The organism is Deltaproteobacteria bacterium (assembly GCA_019912665.1).
Classification (GTDB): Bacteria; Desulfobacterota; GWC2-55-46; order GWC2-55-46; family GWC2-55-46; genus UBA5799.
Map to the genome: position 1 here is coordinate 658,069 of JAIOIE010000018.1, position 16,676 is coordinate 674,744.

The following is a 16,676-nucleotide window of genomic DNA, read 5'->3' on the forward strand; positions in this document are numbered from 1 at the left end:
CCTTACACCTCCACCACGGAATCATCGCCTATCATCAGACGGAGCGCCTCGTGCTTCTCATGGCACCTCCGGACCTTCGCGTTCCTGCCGATAAGGCTGTCCTCGAGCCTGTCCACGTGGTCCACCTCGGAGCCCGAGAGTATGACGCAGTGCTCGACGATGGACTTGAAGACGCGTGTCTTCGCGCCTATGCTCGTGAAGGGGCCGATGAAGCTCCCCTCTATGACTGCCCCCTTGCCGATGACTATCGGCCCGCGGAGCGTGCTGTTAACGACCCTGGCCCCTTCCTCTATCGTGACCCTTCCGGTCACCTCGGAATTTTCGACCTCGCCCCTTATGTCGCGCTTGTACCATTCGTCAAGGACGATGGTATTGGCGGCCAGTAGGTCGTCTTTTTTTCCTGTATCGAGCCACCAGGTGTCGAGCACGTGGCTGTGCACGGGCCTGCCCTGGTTTATCAGCTCCTGTATGGCGTCCGTTATCTCGAGCTCCCCGCGCGCCGAGGGCTTGATGCGGGATATGGCCCTGTGTATCTCGGTCGAGAATATGTAAACGCCTACGAGCGCAAGGTTGCTCTTCGGGGCCTTTGGTTTTTCCTCAAGGCAGATGATGCGGCCGGTGCCGTCGGTCTGGGCGACCCCGAAGGAGGACGGGTTTTCCACGGGCTTAAGGAGAATGACCGCGTCAGCCCCGGTGGACCTGAACGTGCTTACGAAAGATTCTATGCCGGTCCCGATGAGGTTATCGCCCAGATACATGACAAAGGGGCTATTTCCGAGGAAGGCGCTTCCGGTGATGACCGCGTGGGCGAGGCCGCCGGGCTTCTCCTGCATGATGTAGGTGATGGCGACCCCCCAGTCGGAGCCGTCGCCCATGGTGTCCTTCACCTCCTGCCCGGTCTCGGGAGAGATGATTATGCCGACCTCCTTTATGCCCGCCCTCGCGATGTTGTCGAGCACATAGGCGAGTATTGGGCGGTTAGCTATGGGGACGAGCTGCTTTGCGCCCGTGTGCGTAAGGGGCCGTAGCCTCGTGCCTTTGCCCCCGCTAAGGACCAGGGCCTTCATCTCGGACATAAACTCTCTACCTCCTCTAAGCAGGCTGCTGAAAAAACCCAATCTGCGGTGTCGTCTTGGGCTTTTTGAGCAGCCTGAATGTGATTTCAAGTCTGCCAGATCGATTTCTTCCTCAGCCCGGCTGCAGCGACCTGTACCACTCTATCGTGTTCCGAAGCCCTTCCTCGAAACCAGTACCCGCCCTGAAACCGAACTCCTTCTCGGCCCTCGTTACGTCAAGGCACCTCCTGGGCTGGCCGTCGGGCTTGGTGGCATCCCATATTATCTCGCCCTTGAAGCCCGTAAGCTTCGCTATGAGCTGGACGAGCTCCCTTATGGATATCTCGAACCCCGCGCCGAGATTCACCGGCTCAGGTTTTTCATATTTTTCCGTCGCGAGCGCTATGCCTTCTGCCGCGTCCTCGGCGTAGAGGAATTCCCGCGTGGCCCTGCCGGTGCCCCAGACGGTTATGGAGGGCGCGCCGGCCTCTATCGCATCCAGACATTTCTTTATGAGGGCCGGTATGACATGGGAGGAGGCCGGGTCGAAGTTGTCGCGCGGGCCGTAGAGGTTCACGGGTAAAAGATATATGGAGTTGAAGCCGTACTGTTCTCTGTAAGCCTCTGACTGCACCAGGAGCATCTTTTTCGCTATGCCGTAGGGTGCGTTCGTCTCCTCGGGGTAGCCGTTCCAGAGGTTTTCTTCCTTGAACGGCACGGGCGTGAACTTTGGGTAGGCGCAGATGGTGCCGAGCGCAACGAACTTCTCCAGCCCATGAAGCCTCCCCTCCTCCATCATGAGCGCGCCCATCATGAGGTTGTCGAAAAAGAACTTTCCGGGGTTTTCCCTGTTCGCTCCGATGCCGCCCACCTTCGCGGCAAGGTGTATGACTATATCCGGGCGCGCGTCCTTGTAGAGCCTTTTACAGGCGTCCCTGTCGACGAGGTCGTATGCAGCGCTCCTCGGCACGAACACCTCCGCGCCCCGGGTTTTAAGCTTATCGACCACAAACGAGCCAAGGAACCCGGCGCCGCCGGTCACCACTATCCTCTTGCCTTTCAAAACCCGCATCCGACTAAGACCCCCTGCCTGGTTTTATTTCCAATCTGCATCAGTTCCTTGTGTCATTGCGAGCATACCGAAGAATCTTGCCCAACAGTCCATCAAACCTTTGCTGTCATTCTGAGCGGAGCGAAGAATCTCGACGTATGCCTTCCCCAAGACTCTTTTCTATCATTCCGAGGCAAGTCCCTCGTCATTGCGAGAGACGCAAGTCCTGCAGGGTGCGCTTTGCGCACCAATTCATTTTTTATCAGGCCGCAGGGCCTTCTATCTTTTTAAGCCACCCGCCGGAGCTTATGGACAGAATCTTTTTATCATCAACCCCGGCGCGGACGAGCCCCCTTCTCAGGGCCTCGTCGTCCTTGAAGTTCGTTATCACAACCACATCGAACGAAAGGCTCTTTATATCCCCTATGGCCCTGACCTCGTGGCCGAGAAATCGCTGCTTCGAGGGCTCGGAGTCCACGATCCCGGTAAGCTCAAGGTCGGTATCCTTCAAAGAAAGGTAAGCTATCTCGGTGACTTCGTCAACCCCGCAAAAGGCGACCCTCTTTACGCCCGAGGCAGCGAGCCTGGTAAAAAGGGCGCTAAAGTCCCTCCGCGCGACCCTGTAGAGGGCCGTAAAGTTCTGGAGATGGCGGTAAGTTAGGCGGGTTTTCTCGGCAAAGCCGTGAGGAGTAAGGTAATACGCGTATCTTTTCCGGGGTATGGTGGATATGGTTATGTAGCCTTTGGCGGCAAGGTTCTTGAGGTATGAGTTTATAAGGCCGAGCGCGACCCCGAGCTTCCGGCTCAAGTCCCGCTGGGTAAGCTCATGGTTACGGGATATCTCGTCAAGGAGCTGTAGCGAGCGGTAGTCGTCTGTCTGCTCGTCCTTGTTGTTCATGAAATGAACATACCATAGGAAAGCTGGTGCAGTCAAGAGGGGAGGGGGCGCGATTTGACAATGTTCCCTGCACCCCCGTGAACGAAAAATGTCGTTTGAGAAAACGAATAGTTTATGCTATAAAAAACGCACAGAATCCTTGTTGAAGCTTTTGGCGAATAGCACATTAATAATTTCCCGCATATCCCTCTGAAATTGAAATGAAAACCGCTCAGAGGGGCGAATTCAGACACCTTCTTATGATTAGAAAAAGGACCTTTTTCCTATTTATAAACGGGCTTTCTGTCCTTACATTAGGGATTTTGCCTTTTGGACAAAATCTGCTAGGCTTGCTTAGTAACTCCATTTTCAACCAACTCCTTACCTATATCCTCATTACTCATGCACCAGAAACGGTCTTGCTTTGTGGCGCTTATTCTGCAAGTTACAGCATTATACCCTCATGGTTGTTTACTAGAAAAGAGCGGAATCGATTAAAAAAGAAATTTATTGAGAGAATTCACAGCGAATTGCTTGACGGAAATGCCGATACTCATAGAGTAACACTCTTTAGAGAAGTTGGTTATTTACGGGTCTTTATCAGAAATTACTGTAATTTATTTAGACATTTATTTTCCAATAACAGATGGCGTTGGAATTTATATTTACTACCTCCACAATATGGCAAATACCTAATCGTCGATGTAAGATGTGGGCGTCCTTATCAGAACAATTCGTCTACGATGTTTCGTGTCGAACCATACGAAGAAAAAGATTGTGATGGGATTGCAGGTTACATAAGATTTTCAAATTCTAAGGCCTGCATAACAGATCTGCCAGATATAAGTCAGATAGAATTTAAAAATTATAAAAATTTAGAAGAAGTCGCATATAGGCCAGATAAGAAAAAAATACGCGAGTATATGGAATATGGTTACATAAAAGAGTTTACAGCATTAAGAAAAATGCACAGTAGGGCTCGTCATTTTTTGGGAACTGTAATAAACAATAAGGATGGGTCACCATCAGGGGTCCTTTTAATTGATAGCGTAGCAAATAGTAATCCATTCAATTCAGAAATAGAGAAGCGATTTAACTCGTTTGCAATATCAGTATATGATATTGTCAATTGGGAGGCCTAAATGAGCACTAATAGAGCAATCGTTGTAAATAAGGAACTTTATAATAAGCCCATAGCGGACCTTCATAAAACACGTGTTAGAATTAAGCTTTATCTTCCACCAAGCGATATTCCTAAGACGATATCGCCTAATTACAATAAAAACGAAGACAGGTTGACTATCACATTCGACTATATCGACTCCGAGAAAGAAAAAGAACTTTTGAATAGAGATGGCATCAAATTGATTGTGGGCGTTTATAGTGGGAAGCCCCTTAGAATTGAGATAAGTAATATTAAAAAAGAACGCATTGACAATGTAAAACTCACAAACATAATAGAGAGCGAGATTGGCAAACTAATCGATTCAAAAAAATCTGAACTTGAAGGTGCCAGGGAAAAAGCCAATTTAAGCTTTGCTGAAGAGCTTTTAAAGAGCAATGCTGGCATCTTGGCTCAAGCAACTCTCTAATCAGAGCCCCTTGTGGGAAGCAAGAACGATTCTAACTCTCAATGTACTGGTTTCATACCGTATTTTTTTAGAAAAAGAATAAGGGTGCGCGGGCGCACCCTTCGAGCTTAGAAACAAGTTTCTCGACTCTCAACCCCCTACCTCCCCCCGAACGCCTCCTTCAAGAAATCCTTCATCGCCTCCCAGGAGCGTTTGTCGGCCTTTTCGTTGTAGGCGAGGCCGTCGGAGGGGTCCGTGTCGTTATTCGGGTTCGAGAAGCCGTGCACCGCGCCGCCATAGCTTGTGAAAACCCAGTCGGCCCCCGCGTTCCGCATCTCGTCCTTGAAGGCCCGCACCTCTTCCGGCTTCACATTCGGGTCTTCCGCGCCGTGGAGCGCCAGCACGCTCCCCTTTATGTCGCCGGGCTTTGCCTTACTTTTAGTGGCAAGAGTGCCGTGGAAGGAGACGGTGCCGGAAACCGGCGCGCCGCTTCTGGCAAGCTCAAGGGCCGCGCCGCCGCCGAAGCAATACCCGATGGCGGCTATCCGTGAAGTGTCCACGAGCTCAATTTCCCTCAGGGCCTCAAGCCCGGCCGTCGCGCGGGAGCGCATGAGGGCGTTATCTGCCCGTAGCTTCCCGGCGGCCTCCCCGGCCGCCTTGGGATCGGTCGGGCGCACGCCCTTCCCGTACATATCAGGCGCGAAGGCCACATAGCCGAGCCTAGCGAGCTCATCCGCGCGGCCTCTTATATAGTCGTTTATCCCCCACCATTCGTGAAAAACGAGCACGCCGGGCCTCGGGCCGCTCACCTCGTCGTCATAGACGAGATAGCCCTCAAGGACGGTATCGTTGGCGTTGTATTCGATCGTCTCGCCCACCAACTTCGCGTGCGCATTGACGGAAAAGAGGAGCAGGACTGCCGCGACCGCAATAAGGGTCTTCATCGTGACCTCCTTGAAGGCCGGCCCATCAGGGCACAGTGTGTTTTATCATCGGGCGTTCAGCCTTTTCGCCTGTCATTAGGAGTATACAATATTTTTTGAAAGGGGCAGGGACTTCGAACCGGGCAGGGCCTTGGGCGAGCAAAAAAGGGGCAACGAGTTCCCGTAGCCCCTTTAACTTTTGTGGGCCGCATAGGCGTCAACCTGCGACCCGCTGATTAAAGGGTATCCCTCGGAAAAACTTTTCTTTTGCTTCTGTTTGCTTTCATTTGCTCCCGCCTACCTTCTATGGCCTTTTTAGCGGACAGCAGGCTTTTGCCCCCTTTAAGGAGTTTTTTCTTTCGGGCATACAAAAACCATAGGCCCGCGACGACCTCCTAACTTCGAATCACACCATTCCGCGGGGCACTGCCGGGAGTTCCCTCATCGTTATGGTAGTCCCTGAAATAAACCACCAATGTCCAGAGGATGACCAGGGGGATACCCAACTCCAAAGATTCCTCGAGGTAGGTGACATAGGCCGACCAGGCATCCGGCAGATATACTCCCAGAGACCTGAGCTTTCGCTGGAAACCGTCAAGGGTTTTCACCAGAGCTGCCAGCAGGAAACCAGCTATAGACAACATGTAAATCCTGCCATGAGCGGCAAAGCCCCGGCGGAAACGGATAAGGTGCTGCTTCAAAATCATCACGGCAATCCACGCCAGTATCATCAGCACCAGGCTCCCCAATAACTTTTCCGCCAAAGGGGTATGCCCCGTATAAAACTCGAGCTTCATCAAGCCGACTGATGTGAATCTCCTGTTGAAATCCAACTCTCTCAATGCGCAAAAAACAAACAGGGCAATAAAGTAAGGTCGGGTACGGACGAACCGAACACCCCCTTTGAAAAAGGCGTAAGCCGCCGCCAGGCCGTATCCCAGCGCCGACAAGCTCTCGATCAGATTATTTTCCCTGAATAATGCGGTCGATCCAGGCTGGAGATAAGGCAAGAACGAAACTCCAAACAGGATCAGCACCAGAAAAAGACAAAACAGGATGTCTTTGCGTTGCATGGCAAGAAGCAGCCTCCGCGGGTGAGGGTTTCTCCGCTGACAGGACAGTAAAGCCGTTAAAGTGCTTCAGAACCATGACCGAAGATCAACTATACAGAAACTATACAGCAAAAAAGAAAAAGGGGTTGCAGGATTTGAAAAAATCCTGCAACCCCTTCCTGATTTGGTGGGCCGCGTAGGGATCGAACCTACGACCCGCTGATTAAGAGTCAGCTGCTCTACCAACTGAGCTAGCGGCCCAAGAAGAAATCTATTTGAAAGTCAGCGCCTGTATTGCGTTTTTCCTTCCCGGCCCGCCCTGAATCTGGCGCGCCTGAGAGGATTTGAACCTCCGACCCTCGGCTTCGGAGGCCGATGCTCTATCCACTGAGCTACAGGCGCGTAAAACCGAATCTTTTCAGGTTACAAAAAAGGCAGCCCTTTGTCAAGGCAAAATCCATATCCTTTAAAAACGGGCCTGGCCGGGTCTTTACGCCAGGAGCGGCCCGCGGCCATTATTCCTTTGCCCGGCGCTCACTTCCGAAGCATCGGTTGAACTCCATTAAGCCCAAAAACAGGGCGGCTTGTCAAGCCATTCAAGAAAAAGCCCTCAAAACGGCTTTATTTTTTACGGGATTTTGCTAATATGGTTGTTAAGCCCGCCTCGCGGCGGGATTCAAGACGAAAGGGCTTTAAACGGATGACCGAAAAGAAATACGGCGCAAAGGCCATAGAGGAAGCGAAGCTCGAAGCCTGGGACAACACGAGCCCGGACAGGGACTATACGATAGAGATAAGCTACTCCGAGTTCACCTGCGTGTGCCCGCGCTCGGGATACCCGGACTTCGCAACGATACGCGTCTCCTATGTGCCTGACACGAAGGTCGTGGAGCTTAAGTCGCTCAAGCTCTACCTCAACGCCTTCCGCGACAGGGCCATCTCACACGAGGCCGCAACCAACCTCATCTTCGACGACCTGAAAAAACTACTCTCGCCGAGGAAGCTCGACGTTGTTGCGGACTTCAATGTGCGCGGGAATGTGAAAACTGTCATTAAAGTGAGCCTTTAAACATTCACGCGGTCCGCTCGCCCCTCTTTCTTTTTCCTCTCTCCTTCGCCCCGGTCTTTCCGAGCGCCTCTCTCAGTGAATCGACAAGGAGGCGGTTACTATCCCTTCCGAGCACAGCCACCCTGAAGAACTCCGGGCCGAGCCCGGTAAAGGCGCTCAGGTCGCGTATGAGTATCCCGTCTTGAAGAAGCCTGGAAGCGAGCGCCCTGGCATCGAGGCGCGGCTTAGATATCCTTACCATCAGGTAATTCGCCGACGACGGAAAAGGCGTAAGCCCCTTTACTGATGCTATGCCTTCCGATAGCGCGTCCCTCTCCGTTGAAAGCCATTTTGCCGTCCGCTTCCTGTACTGAGCGTCCGCAAGGCAGGCGGCCCCTGCAATGGACGAGAGCGTATTAACGGACCACGGCGGCTTAAGCCTTTCGAGCCTTGAAAGAAGCCTCCTGTCAGCCGCCGCGTACCCGAGCCTCAGGCCCGCAAGCGCGTGGAATTTGGTCATGGAACGGAGCACTATAGCGTTGCCCGCCCTTATTGCCTCCCGCATGACACTACCGCCTGAGAAGTCTATGAAGGCCTCGTCAAGCACCGCCAGTGCGCCGCTTAAGCGAGCGAGTTTTAAGAACGCGAGCGTCTCCTCTTCGGAATAGAGTACGCCGGTCGGGTTTGCGGGGTTTGCCATGAAGACGAGGCCGAAGCCCTTTGAGAGCCTTTTCCCGAGCTTTTTAAGGTCGAGCCTGAAACCGTCGTTTTTATCCAGGACAAAGCTCTCGGCCTCCCATCCCGCAAGGGCAAGGGCCTTTTTGTATTCGCTGAAGGCGGGCTCCATGATGAGCGCCCTGCCGGGCCTCATGAGCCTGGGGATCATATAGATAAGCTCTGTCGAGCCGTTCGCCGGAAGGATGCTGTCCGCGGATATGCCGTGATGAAATGCGAGCGCCTCCTTGAGGGCGCTCGCAGAAGGGTCGGGGTACGGGGGTATGAACCTGAGCCCTTCCTCTATCGCCTTTATTGCCGAAGCTGGCGGGCCCAGCGGGTTTATGCTCGCGCTGAAATCGATTATCCCCTCAAGCGGCTTCGAGACTTGTTTAGCCGCCTTCCAGATGTCTCCCCCGTGTATGTCCTTGACCAACGACCAGACCCCAAGAATGGAATAATGCCTTATACCAGCAATGCCCTGGCATCCAATGCCAGGGCCCCTCTCTCATACACCACAAGTGGGTTTATCTCAAGCTCTTTTATGGCGCTCACCTCGTCCATTATCCTCCCGACCTTCATTATAACGTCGGTTATGGCGTCCAGGTCCTTGTGGCTTCCGCCCCTGAAGCCCGTAAGGAGCGGAAAGCTCTTTACCTCGGATATCATCTCAAAAGCCTCCTCCCTCGAAACCGGGGCGAGCCTGAAGGAGACGTCCTTAAGAAGCTCTACTGCCACCCCTCCGAGGCCGAACATCACGGCAGGGCCGAACTGCGCATCCCTTATACCGCCGACTATGACCTCTGTCCCCTTGCCCGCCATCTCCTCGATTAGAAAGCCCTCTATAATAGAGGCCGGGGCCTCATCCGCCGCGCCGAGTATCATCCGCGACCAGCTCGCCTCAAGCTCCCCGGCATCTTTTATGCCCAGGGCTACCCCGCCTATGTCGCTCTTATGCAATATGTCCGGCGAGACCAGCTTAAGCGCGACCGGATAGCCTATCCCGGAAGCGGCCTCGATAGCACCGGCCATGTCCTTCACCACCCTGTGCCTGGGGACCGGGATGGATGCGAGGCTTATGACAGCCTTTGCCTCAGGCTCGATGAGCGCCCTTCTCCCCAGGCTCAAGGCCTCTTTTACTATCTTCTCTATCGCGGCCCTCCCGGCCATTCTATTTCCCCCTCGCGAGGATGGCCGCTGCGCGCACCGCGCCCTCTGGTGTCGTGAATACCGGGAGGCCCGCTTCCCTGAATAGCCTGAGACGCGACCGCGAATACTCCCCCCCCGGCGTGCAGATGATAATGGGCTTTTCGGAAAACCCCGGCTTCTGGACCAGCATGCCAGGTAGTCTATCGGTTAGGGCTGGCGGGCCCCAGAGCGCGGCTACTATGGCGATGTCGTAATGCCCTCCCGCCATCGTCTTCTGGACCGAGAGGGCAAAGGACTCGTCTGTTGCGCTCCCTGTAAGGTCAAGGGGATTGGAAATGGAAAAATAGGGCGGGAAAACGGCCTTGAGCTCTTTTTCAAGTGCTGCTGGAAGCGGCGCGGCATCGAGCCCGATCGCGTGGCAGGCGTCTGCGATGCCCACGCCCATGCCGCCGCCGTCGGTTATTATCATTACACGTCTGCCAGAAGCCCTCCCCTGAAGCCCGAATGCCTTGCAGGCGGCCTGGAATTCCTCGTAGCCGTTAAGCTCCGCTACACCCGCCTTTTTGAAGGCGGCCCTGTATATCTCGTACCTCCCGGCGATCGCGCCGGTGTGGGAGCGGGCCGCGACAGCGCCCGCGCCGAACTTCCCGACCTTGACGGCCATGACCGGTTTTTCCGAGGAACACTTTGAGGCGGCCTCGACAAACCTCCTGCCGTCGGCGACGGATTCCATGTATACGACTACGGCCTTCGTCTCCGGGTCGGATGCCAGGAACTCGAGGCAGTCGGACTCGTTAACGTCAATAGCGTTCCCGTAGCTTACTATTCTGGCAACGCCGATGCCTTCTGCCGCAAGCTCGTCCATGGCGGTCGCGGCGAACGAGCCGCTCTGTGAGAGTATGGAAAGCCCTCCCCTCCCCGGCCTTCCGGCCCTGTCAGTGGGTATGAAGAAGGTATCGACCTTCGAAACAGCGTCGTAGATGCCGAGGCAGTTTGGCCCGATTACGCGCACCCCGGTCTTACGCGCTATCTCCAGGACCTCCTTTTCGAGGACCTTTCCAGTTTCACCGGCCTCCCCGAAGCCGCCGCTCACGATTATCGCGCCCCGGACTTTCCCTTCAGCGCGCTTTAATGCGTCGGGGACGGCAGCGGCCGGTATGGCGAAGACCGCAAGGTCTATCACCTCGCTCGACTCTTCGAGGGAAGGCAGGCACTCAAGCCCCATGACAGAGGCCTGCCCGGGATTGACGGGGATTATCCTTCGCCCGTAGCCCGCGCCTATGAGGCTCCTGAGTATGATATTCGAGATCTTCCCCGGCTCGGGCGAAGCGCCGACCACGGCAACCGAGCCCGGGTTGAAGAAGAACGATATGTCCCCGCCATTCGGCATCCGGACGGCCTGCCCCCTCTACTGGTCGAGCTTAAAGGCTACTTTTACGACAGCCTGGAACTCGGCTATCTTGCCTTCCGCGATCCTGCCGTGCTGCTCGACGACCTCGAACCACGCAAGCCCGTGAAGGGTCTTGGAGGCCTTCTCTATAGCGGTCGAAACTGCGTCCTCGAAGCTTTTGGACGAGATGCCGACTATCTCTATCTTTTTATAGATCTTGTCCATGTCGCCTCCCTTTGTTTTTTTCTGGCGCCTTGAAGGATACTTCTTATAATCTGAGATTCCTCGAGACGAGAAATACCAGGACGATTCCGGCGACCATGACCACCAGGTTCAGGGCGAAGCTCGTCCTGTGGACGCCCCTGAACTCGCTCCGTAGCTCTTCGAGCCTCTGCGGGTCCTCCACTACTTTCATCTGGGCCTTTATGGTCTGCGCCTCCTGGGCCACCACGAGCCCCGAATAAAAGGTGAGCGCGGTCATAAGCGCCAGGATAAGAACCCTGGCCATGGGAAAGACCTTCTCGATAAATGACATGGCGATGAGCGAGGCAAGCGAGAGTATGGCCGCGACATAGCCTATGCCCCAGTATTTGGGGAATATGTGAGAGACCACATCCCCCGCGAGCTCCCTCGGTAGGGACTTGAATATGCTCGGGGTTACGAAGAGTGTATAAAAGATTATCATCCCCACCCATGTCACGATGCTCATGAGGAAGATGAACCTGAGCGCGTTAAGCATCGGCCTCCTCTTTACGCCCGGGATACGTTTCAATGGGCGGCGTTTATTTGAAAAGGAGCATTATTGCAATTACAATCCCGGCCATCATAAGACCGGCGGTCCTCATTATCTTTACCGAAGATATTACCGTCCCGGGATCAAAGCCCTTCTCCGGGTCGCCTATCCAGGGCTTCTCCGAAAATACGCCGCCGTAGAACGACCCTCCGCCGAGCCTAAGGCCCAGAGCGCCTGCCATTGCGGCCTCCGGGACCCCGGAGTTGGGACTCGGATGGTTCCGCCCGTCTCTCGCCAGTATGGCCGCGGACTTCATACAATTATATCCTAAAATAAAAGAGGCTGTGACGATGAGCGCGCCCGAGGCCCTCGCGGGTATGAAATTGGCCGCGTCGTCCATCCTCGCCGAAAACCAGCCGAAGTGCCTGTACCTTTCGTTCCGGTAGCCCACCATCGAATCGAGCGTGTTTACGGCCTTGTACGCCATCATTAGCGCCGGGCCGCCGAGAGCCAGGAAAAAAAGCGGCGCTATGACTCCGTCCGAGGTGTTCTCTGCAACTGTCTCGACAGCGGCCTTAAGCACCTCTTCCTCCTTGAGATTGCCGGTATCCCTCCCGACTATGCGGCTCAGCCGTCTTCTCCCATACTCCAGCCCATGCCCGAGCGCTCTTACGACCGCCAGGGCCTCGTCCCCGAGAGATTTCATGGAAAGCCCGGCCCATATGAAAAAGACCGAGAGCACAAAAGAGAACGTGGTCGAATAGAGGCTTGAAAAAAGGAGGACAAGGGCGGCCGACGCGTAAATGCCGACGACGACGAAAATCCATAGGAGCGCTCCACCGAGCTTTTCCCATCCGGCGCTCTTTGGCAGGGCCTTCCGTATTGCGGCCTCAAGAAAGGCCGCAAGCCTCCCGATCCACCTGACCGGGTGGGGCGCCCTCTCAGGGTCTCCTATCACAAAGTCGAGGATGAGCGCCGTAAGGAACGCGAGCGCGGAAAGGGGCACAATGTCCAGCACGCCCTCAAGCACTTGAGGGCCCGTCATACCCCGATTATCCGAAGGATCTTTTCCATTTGAACGTTCTCCTCGAATATCGAGGCCAGTGAATCAAGCGCGCTCTCGCGCCCGGACTCGAAACCCGCCACAATCGGCCCGCCCTTTCCGCCGGAGAGCGCTGATACGACCGCCTGCCTGAAGATGTCGTTATCGAATATGCCGTGGACATAGGTACCCCATACCATGCCGTCGGGAGAGGCCGCGCCGTCCGGGAAATAGCAGGTCCTGCCGTTACGGTCGAGTATCCTTGAGAACGGGGTGCCTTTTACGATAGTCTCGCCCATGTGTATCTCGTAGCCCCTGACCTCGTAGTCCCCTCCCATGAGCCTTGCCACAGCCGATACCTCGAAGGTCTTCTTCTCCCTGCCGAGGACGGTCACGGCGTCTACAAGGCCGAAGCCCTCGGCCTCTCCCAGGCCGGATTCAACGCCGTGCGGGTCCTTTACCGCGGTCCCCAGCATCTGGAATCCCCCGCATATGCCCGCGACCATGCCGCCTTTCTCGATGTGCTCCCTTATTGCAGGGCCGAAGCCCCTCGATTTCATCCACATGAGGTCGGCTATCGTGCTCTTTGTGCCTGGTATTATGACGAGCCCTGCCCCGTCCATTTCATCAGGAGAGCTTATGAACGAGAGCTCTATGCCCGGATCCCCCCTGAACGGGTCGAAGTCAGTGAAGTTCGAAAGTCGCGGGAGCTTCACGACCGCCACTTTCAATCCGGAAGCGCCCCCCGAAGACTCCCTCTCGTCAAGAGAGACGCTATCCTCGTCGGGTATGAGGAGGCCCGAAAAGCTCGGCACGACCCCCAGAACATCCTTCCCGGTCCTTGCCTCGAGGAAATCGAGCCCCGGCTTAAGGAGGCCTGTGTCGCCCCTGAATTTATTTATTATGAAACCCTTTATCCTCTCCCTTTCTTCCATCGAAAGGAGCTCTAGCGTGCCGACGAGCGAGGCAAAAACCCCGCCCCTGTCTATGTCGCCGATGAGCACGACGGGGCTCCCGATTGCCCCGGCTATGCCCATGTTGGCAATGTCGTTATCGCGGAGGTTCACCTCAGCCGGGCTCCCGGCCCCTTCGATGACGATTACATCGTAATCACGGGCAAGCCTTTCATAGCTCTCCAGCACATAGTCCAGCGCCTCTTTCTTGAAGGCATGGTACTCGACTGCCGACATCATGCCGACGGCCTTCCCCTGGATAATGACCTGGGACATTGAATCCCCTGTGGGCTTAAGGAGCACGGGGTTCATGTGGACTGAGGGCTTGAGGCCCGCTGCCTCGGCCTGGAATGCCTGCGCCCTCCCTATCTCGCCGCCGTCAATGGCCACCGCCGAATTCAGGGCCATGTTCTGGGCCTTGAAAGGGGCGACACTGAAGCCCCTGTACTTCAAGGCCCTCAAGAGCGCAGCAGTGAGGACGCTTTTCCCCACATGCGAGGAGGTGCCCTGAAACATTATATTTTTCGCGTAGTTTGCCATTGAATCCGTACCAGGACCGTGCTAAAATATTCGGCCTATGCGTACTTCCATCAAGAAAACTATTCTATCCATCCTCATTACGGCTTTCATCGCGGCGGCCGCGCCTTTTTCCGGGGCATATGCCGGAGAAACGGCTGACGCCGATATTGCAATGATAGCCGGCGTCCTCTCAAAAATAGAGGCTGTAATGGGATTTAGCCCCAGGGTAGTCCTAAGCGCTGACGCATCAGGGAGCGCCTTTGTCATGCCCGACGGAACTGTCGTTCTCTCGGCCGGGCTGGTCTCTAAAACCCGGACGGATGACGAGATGGCCTTCGTCATCGCGCACGAGGCCTCTCACATACTCGCGGGGGACCAGTCTCCTGCGCTCTCAGGCATTGACAGCCCCCTTGAGCGGGAGATGGAGGCTGACAAAAACGCTCTCGGCATTATGGAGCGGGCCGGATTCGATCCCGGCGCCTCGGTCGATATCCTGTCCAGGCTCTCCGGAAGGGTCGACATAAAATCCCGCATACTCGCCATATCAAGGCTCCTCGGCTTGGATTAGCTCAAATAGCCCCATATTGCCCTTTCAAGCCCAGTTAAGCTGGTGTAAGATTATACTACTTCACTACTCCTCAACAAGGAGATTCTGGTGTTTTCCGGCCTCGGAGAGATTAGAGTCGAGAGGGCCCTCCTGCCCGGAGATACATTTACTCTCGACCCCGAAAATACAGGCAGGCTCCTTTCTTGGCAGCCCAGGCCCGGCGAGGCGTTCACGCTCATAGACGGACGAGGCGAGCTTGTCCGCGGAAGGCTCCTGTCATTATCCGGCGGGGTGGCCGAGCTTATCGTCTTCGAGGAGATTGGGGCGGTCGAGCCCGGCCCGGCGGTTCTTCTTCTTCAGGCACTGCCCGAGAGGGAGCGGCTGGAGACCATAATCCAGAAGACGACCGAGCTCGGGGTTACCGCAATACTCCCTTTCAAATCCGAAAGGTCGATATCCATCGAGGAGCTCGACTCAAGGCAGAAGAGGTCGCATAACTGGCAGAAGGTGGCCATCAAGGCCGCGAAGCAGTCAAGGAGATGGGACATACCGAATGTCCTTCCTTACGCGGCTTTCAGGGAAGCGCTGCACGAGACCGCAGCTACGGAGCTTAAAGTAATGCTCTGGGAAAGTCCCGGCCTGAAAGGCCTGAAAGATTTCTTAAGGGAGAATGAGAAGCCAATCGGGAGTGTTTCGCTACTCGTCGGGCCTGAAGGCGGCTTTACGGAAGAAGAGGCTGCGGCGGCAAGGGAAGAGGGTTTCGCGCAGGCAAGCCTTGGAAGCAGGGTCTTACGGACCGAGACCGCAGCGATCTTCGGAGTCGGGCTGCTCCGATACGAGCTCGGGGGGTAAGGACTGAATTATATGGCAACGTCTAAAAATTTGAAATTTTTCCCGTAATCAAGAAAGGCCGGGGAAAAGATCAATTTTTAGAGGTTGCCTCATAATAATCCCTCTCCGCCCTCCCCTATGACCTGGTCCTCTATGAACTTCCTGAGGCCGGCCTGGATGTTGGGATCAAGGCCGATAAACCTTATGCCCATGCCGGGCTCGGAGAGGCCGTCCGGCATCTCCTTAACCGCATAGAGCACCTCTCCGTCGAGCACAAGAGGCTTGGGCGTAGGCAGCTCCAGAGAGATCTTGACCTTCGCGCCCTCGGCAAAAGGCTTAAGCGTCCTTATGAAGACGCCCTGCTCCGAAAGGGCTGTCGCGAAGGTTGCGCGGCCGGTCGAGCCGGTTACGACGGTCGCCTTGAAAAGGACCCGTATCCTGAGGAAGTTTCTCGGCCGGGGCTCGACAAGCTTCTGTATCGTCCTGTAAAGCTCGGTCGGGCTTACCGGCCTTGCGACATACCCTGCGGCGCCCTTTGAAAGCGAGGCCACGAGGTCGCTTGTGCGCCCCACGTCCGATGTCGTTATTATCCTGATCATGCTTAAGCTCCTGTTCGACCTGAGGGCGTCTATGCAGGGCTGCCCGGATATCGGCGGCATGTCTAAATCAAGGAGCACGGCGTTTGGTATTATGCCGGAGGTCATCCGTACGAGATCAGGGCCGTTCGAGGCAAGGAAGACGTTGTAGTCGAGCCTCTTTACCATCGTGGCGAGCTTTAGGCACCTTGCCGCGTCAGGATCAGCCACGACTATGGTCTTCGGGGGAGTAAGAATGGGAGCGGCTCCTTTTTAGGATTGCCAATACTTGTAAGTGATTTTACTGCTTTTGTCAACAATCTTGGCTCCTTCGGGCCAAGATTCCACTTGAGGAACAGAGGATAAGGATTTAAAATCCATTCCCATGAACGAATCGATAATCTGCATAGAATGCGTCCACGCCGTTTTCCTGGACCCGAAAAAAGAGATCTGCTACAAGACCGGGGGCCTATACTGCAGGAAGCTCAAGGCGATTGTCGGAAAATACGACCTATGCCGCATAAAGCCTGTTAAAAAGGCCAAAGGCAAGGGCAAGTAGCCAGGTCCCTCGGGTCTTTCTCCCACGCCGGAGCTAAAAGCGCACCGGCCTTTCCCATTCCCCGATTCTGGTATATTATATAAGTTC

General features: G+C 55.2%; 19 protein-coding genes and 2 tRNA genes. 6 read left to right on the top strand and 15 right to left on the bottom strand.

All coding sequences use genetic code 11. The features are described from left to right. Positions 1-2 precede the first annotated feature (2 nt). From K8I01_07595 to K8I01_07605, 3 genes are all read right to left on the bottom strand, one after another. The gene (locus K8I01_07595) at positions 3-1,067 is read right to left on the bottom strand and encodes a glucose-1-phosphate thymidylyltransferase (protein MBZ0220280.1); all 1,065 of its coding nucleotides are present in this window, start codon (positions 1,065-1,067) and stop codon (positions 3-5) included. Between the two features lie 121 nt (positions 1,068-1,188). Next, positions 1,189-2,127 (bottom strand): GDP-L-fucose synthase, encoded by a 939-nt coding sequence (locus K8I01_07600; protein ID MBZ0220281.1) that lies wholly within the window; start codon positions 2,125-2,127, stop codon positions 1,189-1,191. Between the two features lie 241 nt (positions 2,128-2,368). Continuing rightward, positions 2,369-3,004, bottom strand: a complete 636-nt coding sequence (locus K8I01_07605) for a winged helix-turn-helix transcriptional regulator (protein ID MBZ0220282.1) — start codon at positions 3,002-3,004, stop codon at positions 2,369-2,371. A gap of 200 nt (positions 3,005-3,204) precedes the next feature. Here K8I01_07605 and K8I01_07610 point away from each other — a divergent pair, with 200 nt between their 5' ends. Both K8I01_07610 and K8I01_07615 read left to right on the top strand, forming a co-directional pair. Beyond that, positions 3,205-4,125: a hypothetical protein gene (locus tag K8I01_07610; protein ID MBZ0220283.1), complete on the top strand. Its 921-nt coding sequence runs from the start codon at positions 3,205-3,207 to the stop codon at positions 4,123-4,125. Continuing rightward, positions 4,126-4,575 (top strand): hypothetical protein, encoded by a 450-nt coding sequence (locus tag K8I01_07615; GenBank protein ID MBZ0220284.1) that lies wholly within the window; start codon positions 4,126-4,128, stop codon positions 4,573-4,575. It abuts the gene before it with no gap. Between the two features lie 137 nt (positions 4,576-4,712). Here K8I01_07615 and K8I01_07620 read toward each other — a convergent pair whose 3' ends face one another. From K8I01_07620 to K8I01_07635, 4 genes are all read right to left on the bottom strand, one after another. Then, on the bottom strand, positions 4,713-5,498 hold the full coding sequence (locus tag K8I01_07620) for a dienelactone hydrolase family protein (protein MBZ0220285.1): 786 nt from the start codon (positions 5,496-5,498) through the stop codon (positions 4,713-4,715). A gap of 374 nt (positions 5,499-5,872) precedes the next feature. Beyond that, positions 5,873-6,550, bottom strand: a complete 678-nt coding sequence (locus K8I01_07625; protein MBZ0220286.1) for a hypothetical protein — start codon at positions 6,548-6,550, stop codon at positions 5,873-5,875. 164 nt (positions 6,551-6,714) lie between these two features. Then, a tRNA-Lys gene (locus K8I01_07630) sits at positions 6,715-6,790 on the bottom strand. A 65-nt stretch (positions 6,791-6,855) separates the two neighbouring features. Next, a tRNA-Arg gene (locus tag K8I01_07635) sits at positions 6,856-6,931 on the bottom strand. A gap of 298 nt (positions 6,932-7,229) precedes the next feature. Between K8I01_07635 and queF the strand changes: the two genes are divergently transcribed. Further along, positions 7,230-7,598 carry a preQ(1) synthase gene (gene queF, locus K8I01_07640; GenBank protein ID MBZ0220287.1) on the top strand — a complete coding sequence of 123 codons (369 nt, stop codon included), beginning with the start codon at positions 7,230-7,232 and terminating at the stop codon, positions 7,596-7,598. A 4-nt stretch (positions 7,599-7,602) separates the two neighbouring features. On the opposite strand, the gene cobD is transcribed toward queF, so the two are convergent. The 7 genes from cobD to K8I01_07675 are packed head-to-tail and all read right to left on the bottom strand — an operon-like array spanning position 7,603 to position 14,098. Beyond that, positions 7,603-8,727: a threonine-phosphate decarboxylase CobD gene (gene cobD, locus K8I01_07645; GenBank protein MBZ0220288.1), complete on the bottom strand. Its 1,125-nt coding sequence runs from the start codon at positions 8,725-8,727 to the stop codon at positions 7,603-7,605. A 29-nt stretch (positions 8,728-8,756) separates the two neighbouring features. Continuing rightward, positions 8,757-9,461, bottom strand: coding sequence for an acetate--CoA ligase family protein (locus K8I01_07650; protein MBZ0220289.1), 705 nt, complete (start codon positions 9,459-9,461; stop codon positions 8,757-8,759). 1 nt (position 9,462) lies between these two features. Then, entirely contained in the window at positions 9,463-10,830 is a 1,368-nt protein-coding gene (locus K8I01_07655) for a CoA-binding protein (protein MBZ0220290.1), read from the bottom strand. Positions 10,831-10,848: 18 nt separating this feature from the next. Continuing rightward, positions 10,849-11,055: a dodecin family protein gene (locus tag K8I01_07660; GenBank protein ID MBZ0220291.1), complete on the bottom strand. Its 207-nt coding sequence runs from the start codon at positions 11,053-11,055 to the stop codon at positions 10,849-10,851. A 43-nt stretch (positions 11,056-11,098) separates the two neighbouring features. Further along, positions 11,099-11,569, bottom strand: coding sequence for a DUF4149 domain-containing protein (locus K8I01_07665; protein MBZ0220292.1), 471 nt, complete (start codon positions 11,567-11,569; stop codon positions 11,099-11,101). Between the two features lie 43 nt (positions 11,570-11,612). Beyond that, the gene (cbiB, locus tag K8I01_07670; protein MBZ0220293.1) at positions 11,613-12,572 is read right to left on the bottom strand and encodes an adenosylcobinamide-phosphate synthase CbiB; all 960 of its coding nucleotides are present in this window, start codon (positions 12,570-12,572) and stop codon (positions 11,613-11,615) included. 32 nt (positions 12,573-12,604) lie between these two features. After that, the gene (locus tag K8I01_07675) at positions 12,605-14,098 is read right to left on the bottom strand and encodes a cobyric acid synthase (GenBank protein ID MBZ0220294.1); all 1,494 of its coding nucleotides are present in this window, start codon (positions 14,096-14,098) and stop codon (positions 12,605-12,607) included. Positions 14,099-14,135: 37 nt separating this feature from the next. Between K8I01_07675 and K8I01_07680 the strand changes: the two genes are divergently transcribed. After that, positions 14,136-14,645 (top strand): M48 family metallopeptidase, encoded by a 510-nt coding sequence (locus K8I01_07680; protein MBZ0220295.1) that lies wholly within the window; start codon positions 14,136-14,138, stop codon positions 14,643-14,645. Positions 14,646-14,732: 87 nt separating this feature from the next. Next, positions 14,733-15,476, top strand: coding sequence for a 16S rRNA (uracil(1498)-N(3))-methyltransferase (locus tag K8I01_07685; GenBank protein MBZ0220296.1), 744 nt, complete (start codon positions 14,733-14,735; stop codon positions 15,474-15,476). Positions 15,477-15,565: 89 nt separating this feature from the next. Here K8I01_07685 and K8I01_07690 read toward each other — a convergent pair whose 3' ends face one another. After that, positions 15,566-16,261: a response regulator gene (locus K8I01_07690; GenBank protein MBZ0220297.1), complete on the bottom strand. Its 696-nt coding sequence runs from the start codon at positions 16,259-16,261 to the stop codon at positions 15,566-15,568. A gap of 154 nt (positions 16,262-16,415) precedes the next feature. On the opposite strand from K8I01_07690, the gene K8I01_07695 reads away from it, so the two are divergent. Continuing rightward, on the top strand, positions 16,416-16,589 hold the full coding sequence (locus K8I01_07695) for a hypothetical protein (protein MBZ0220298.1): 174 nt from the start codon (positions 16,416-16,418) through the stop codon (positions 16,587-16,589). The last annotated feature ends 87 nt before the right edge of the window (positions 16,590-16,676 follow it).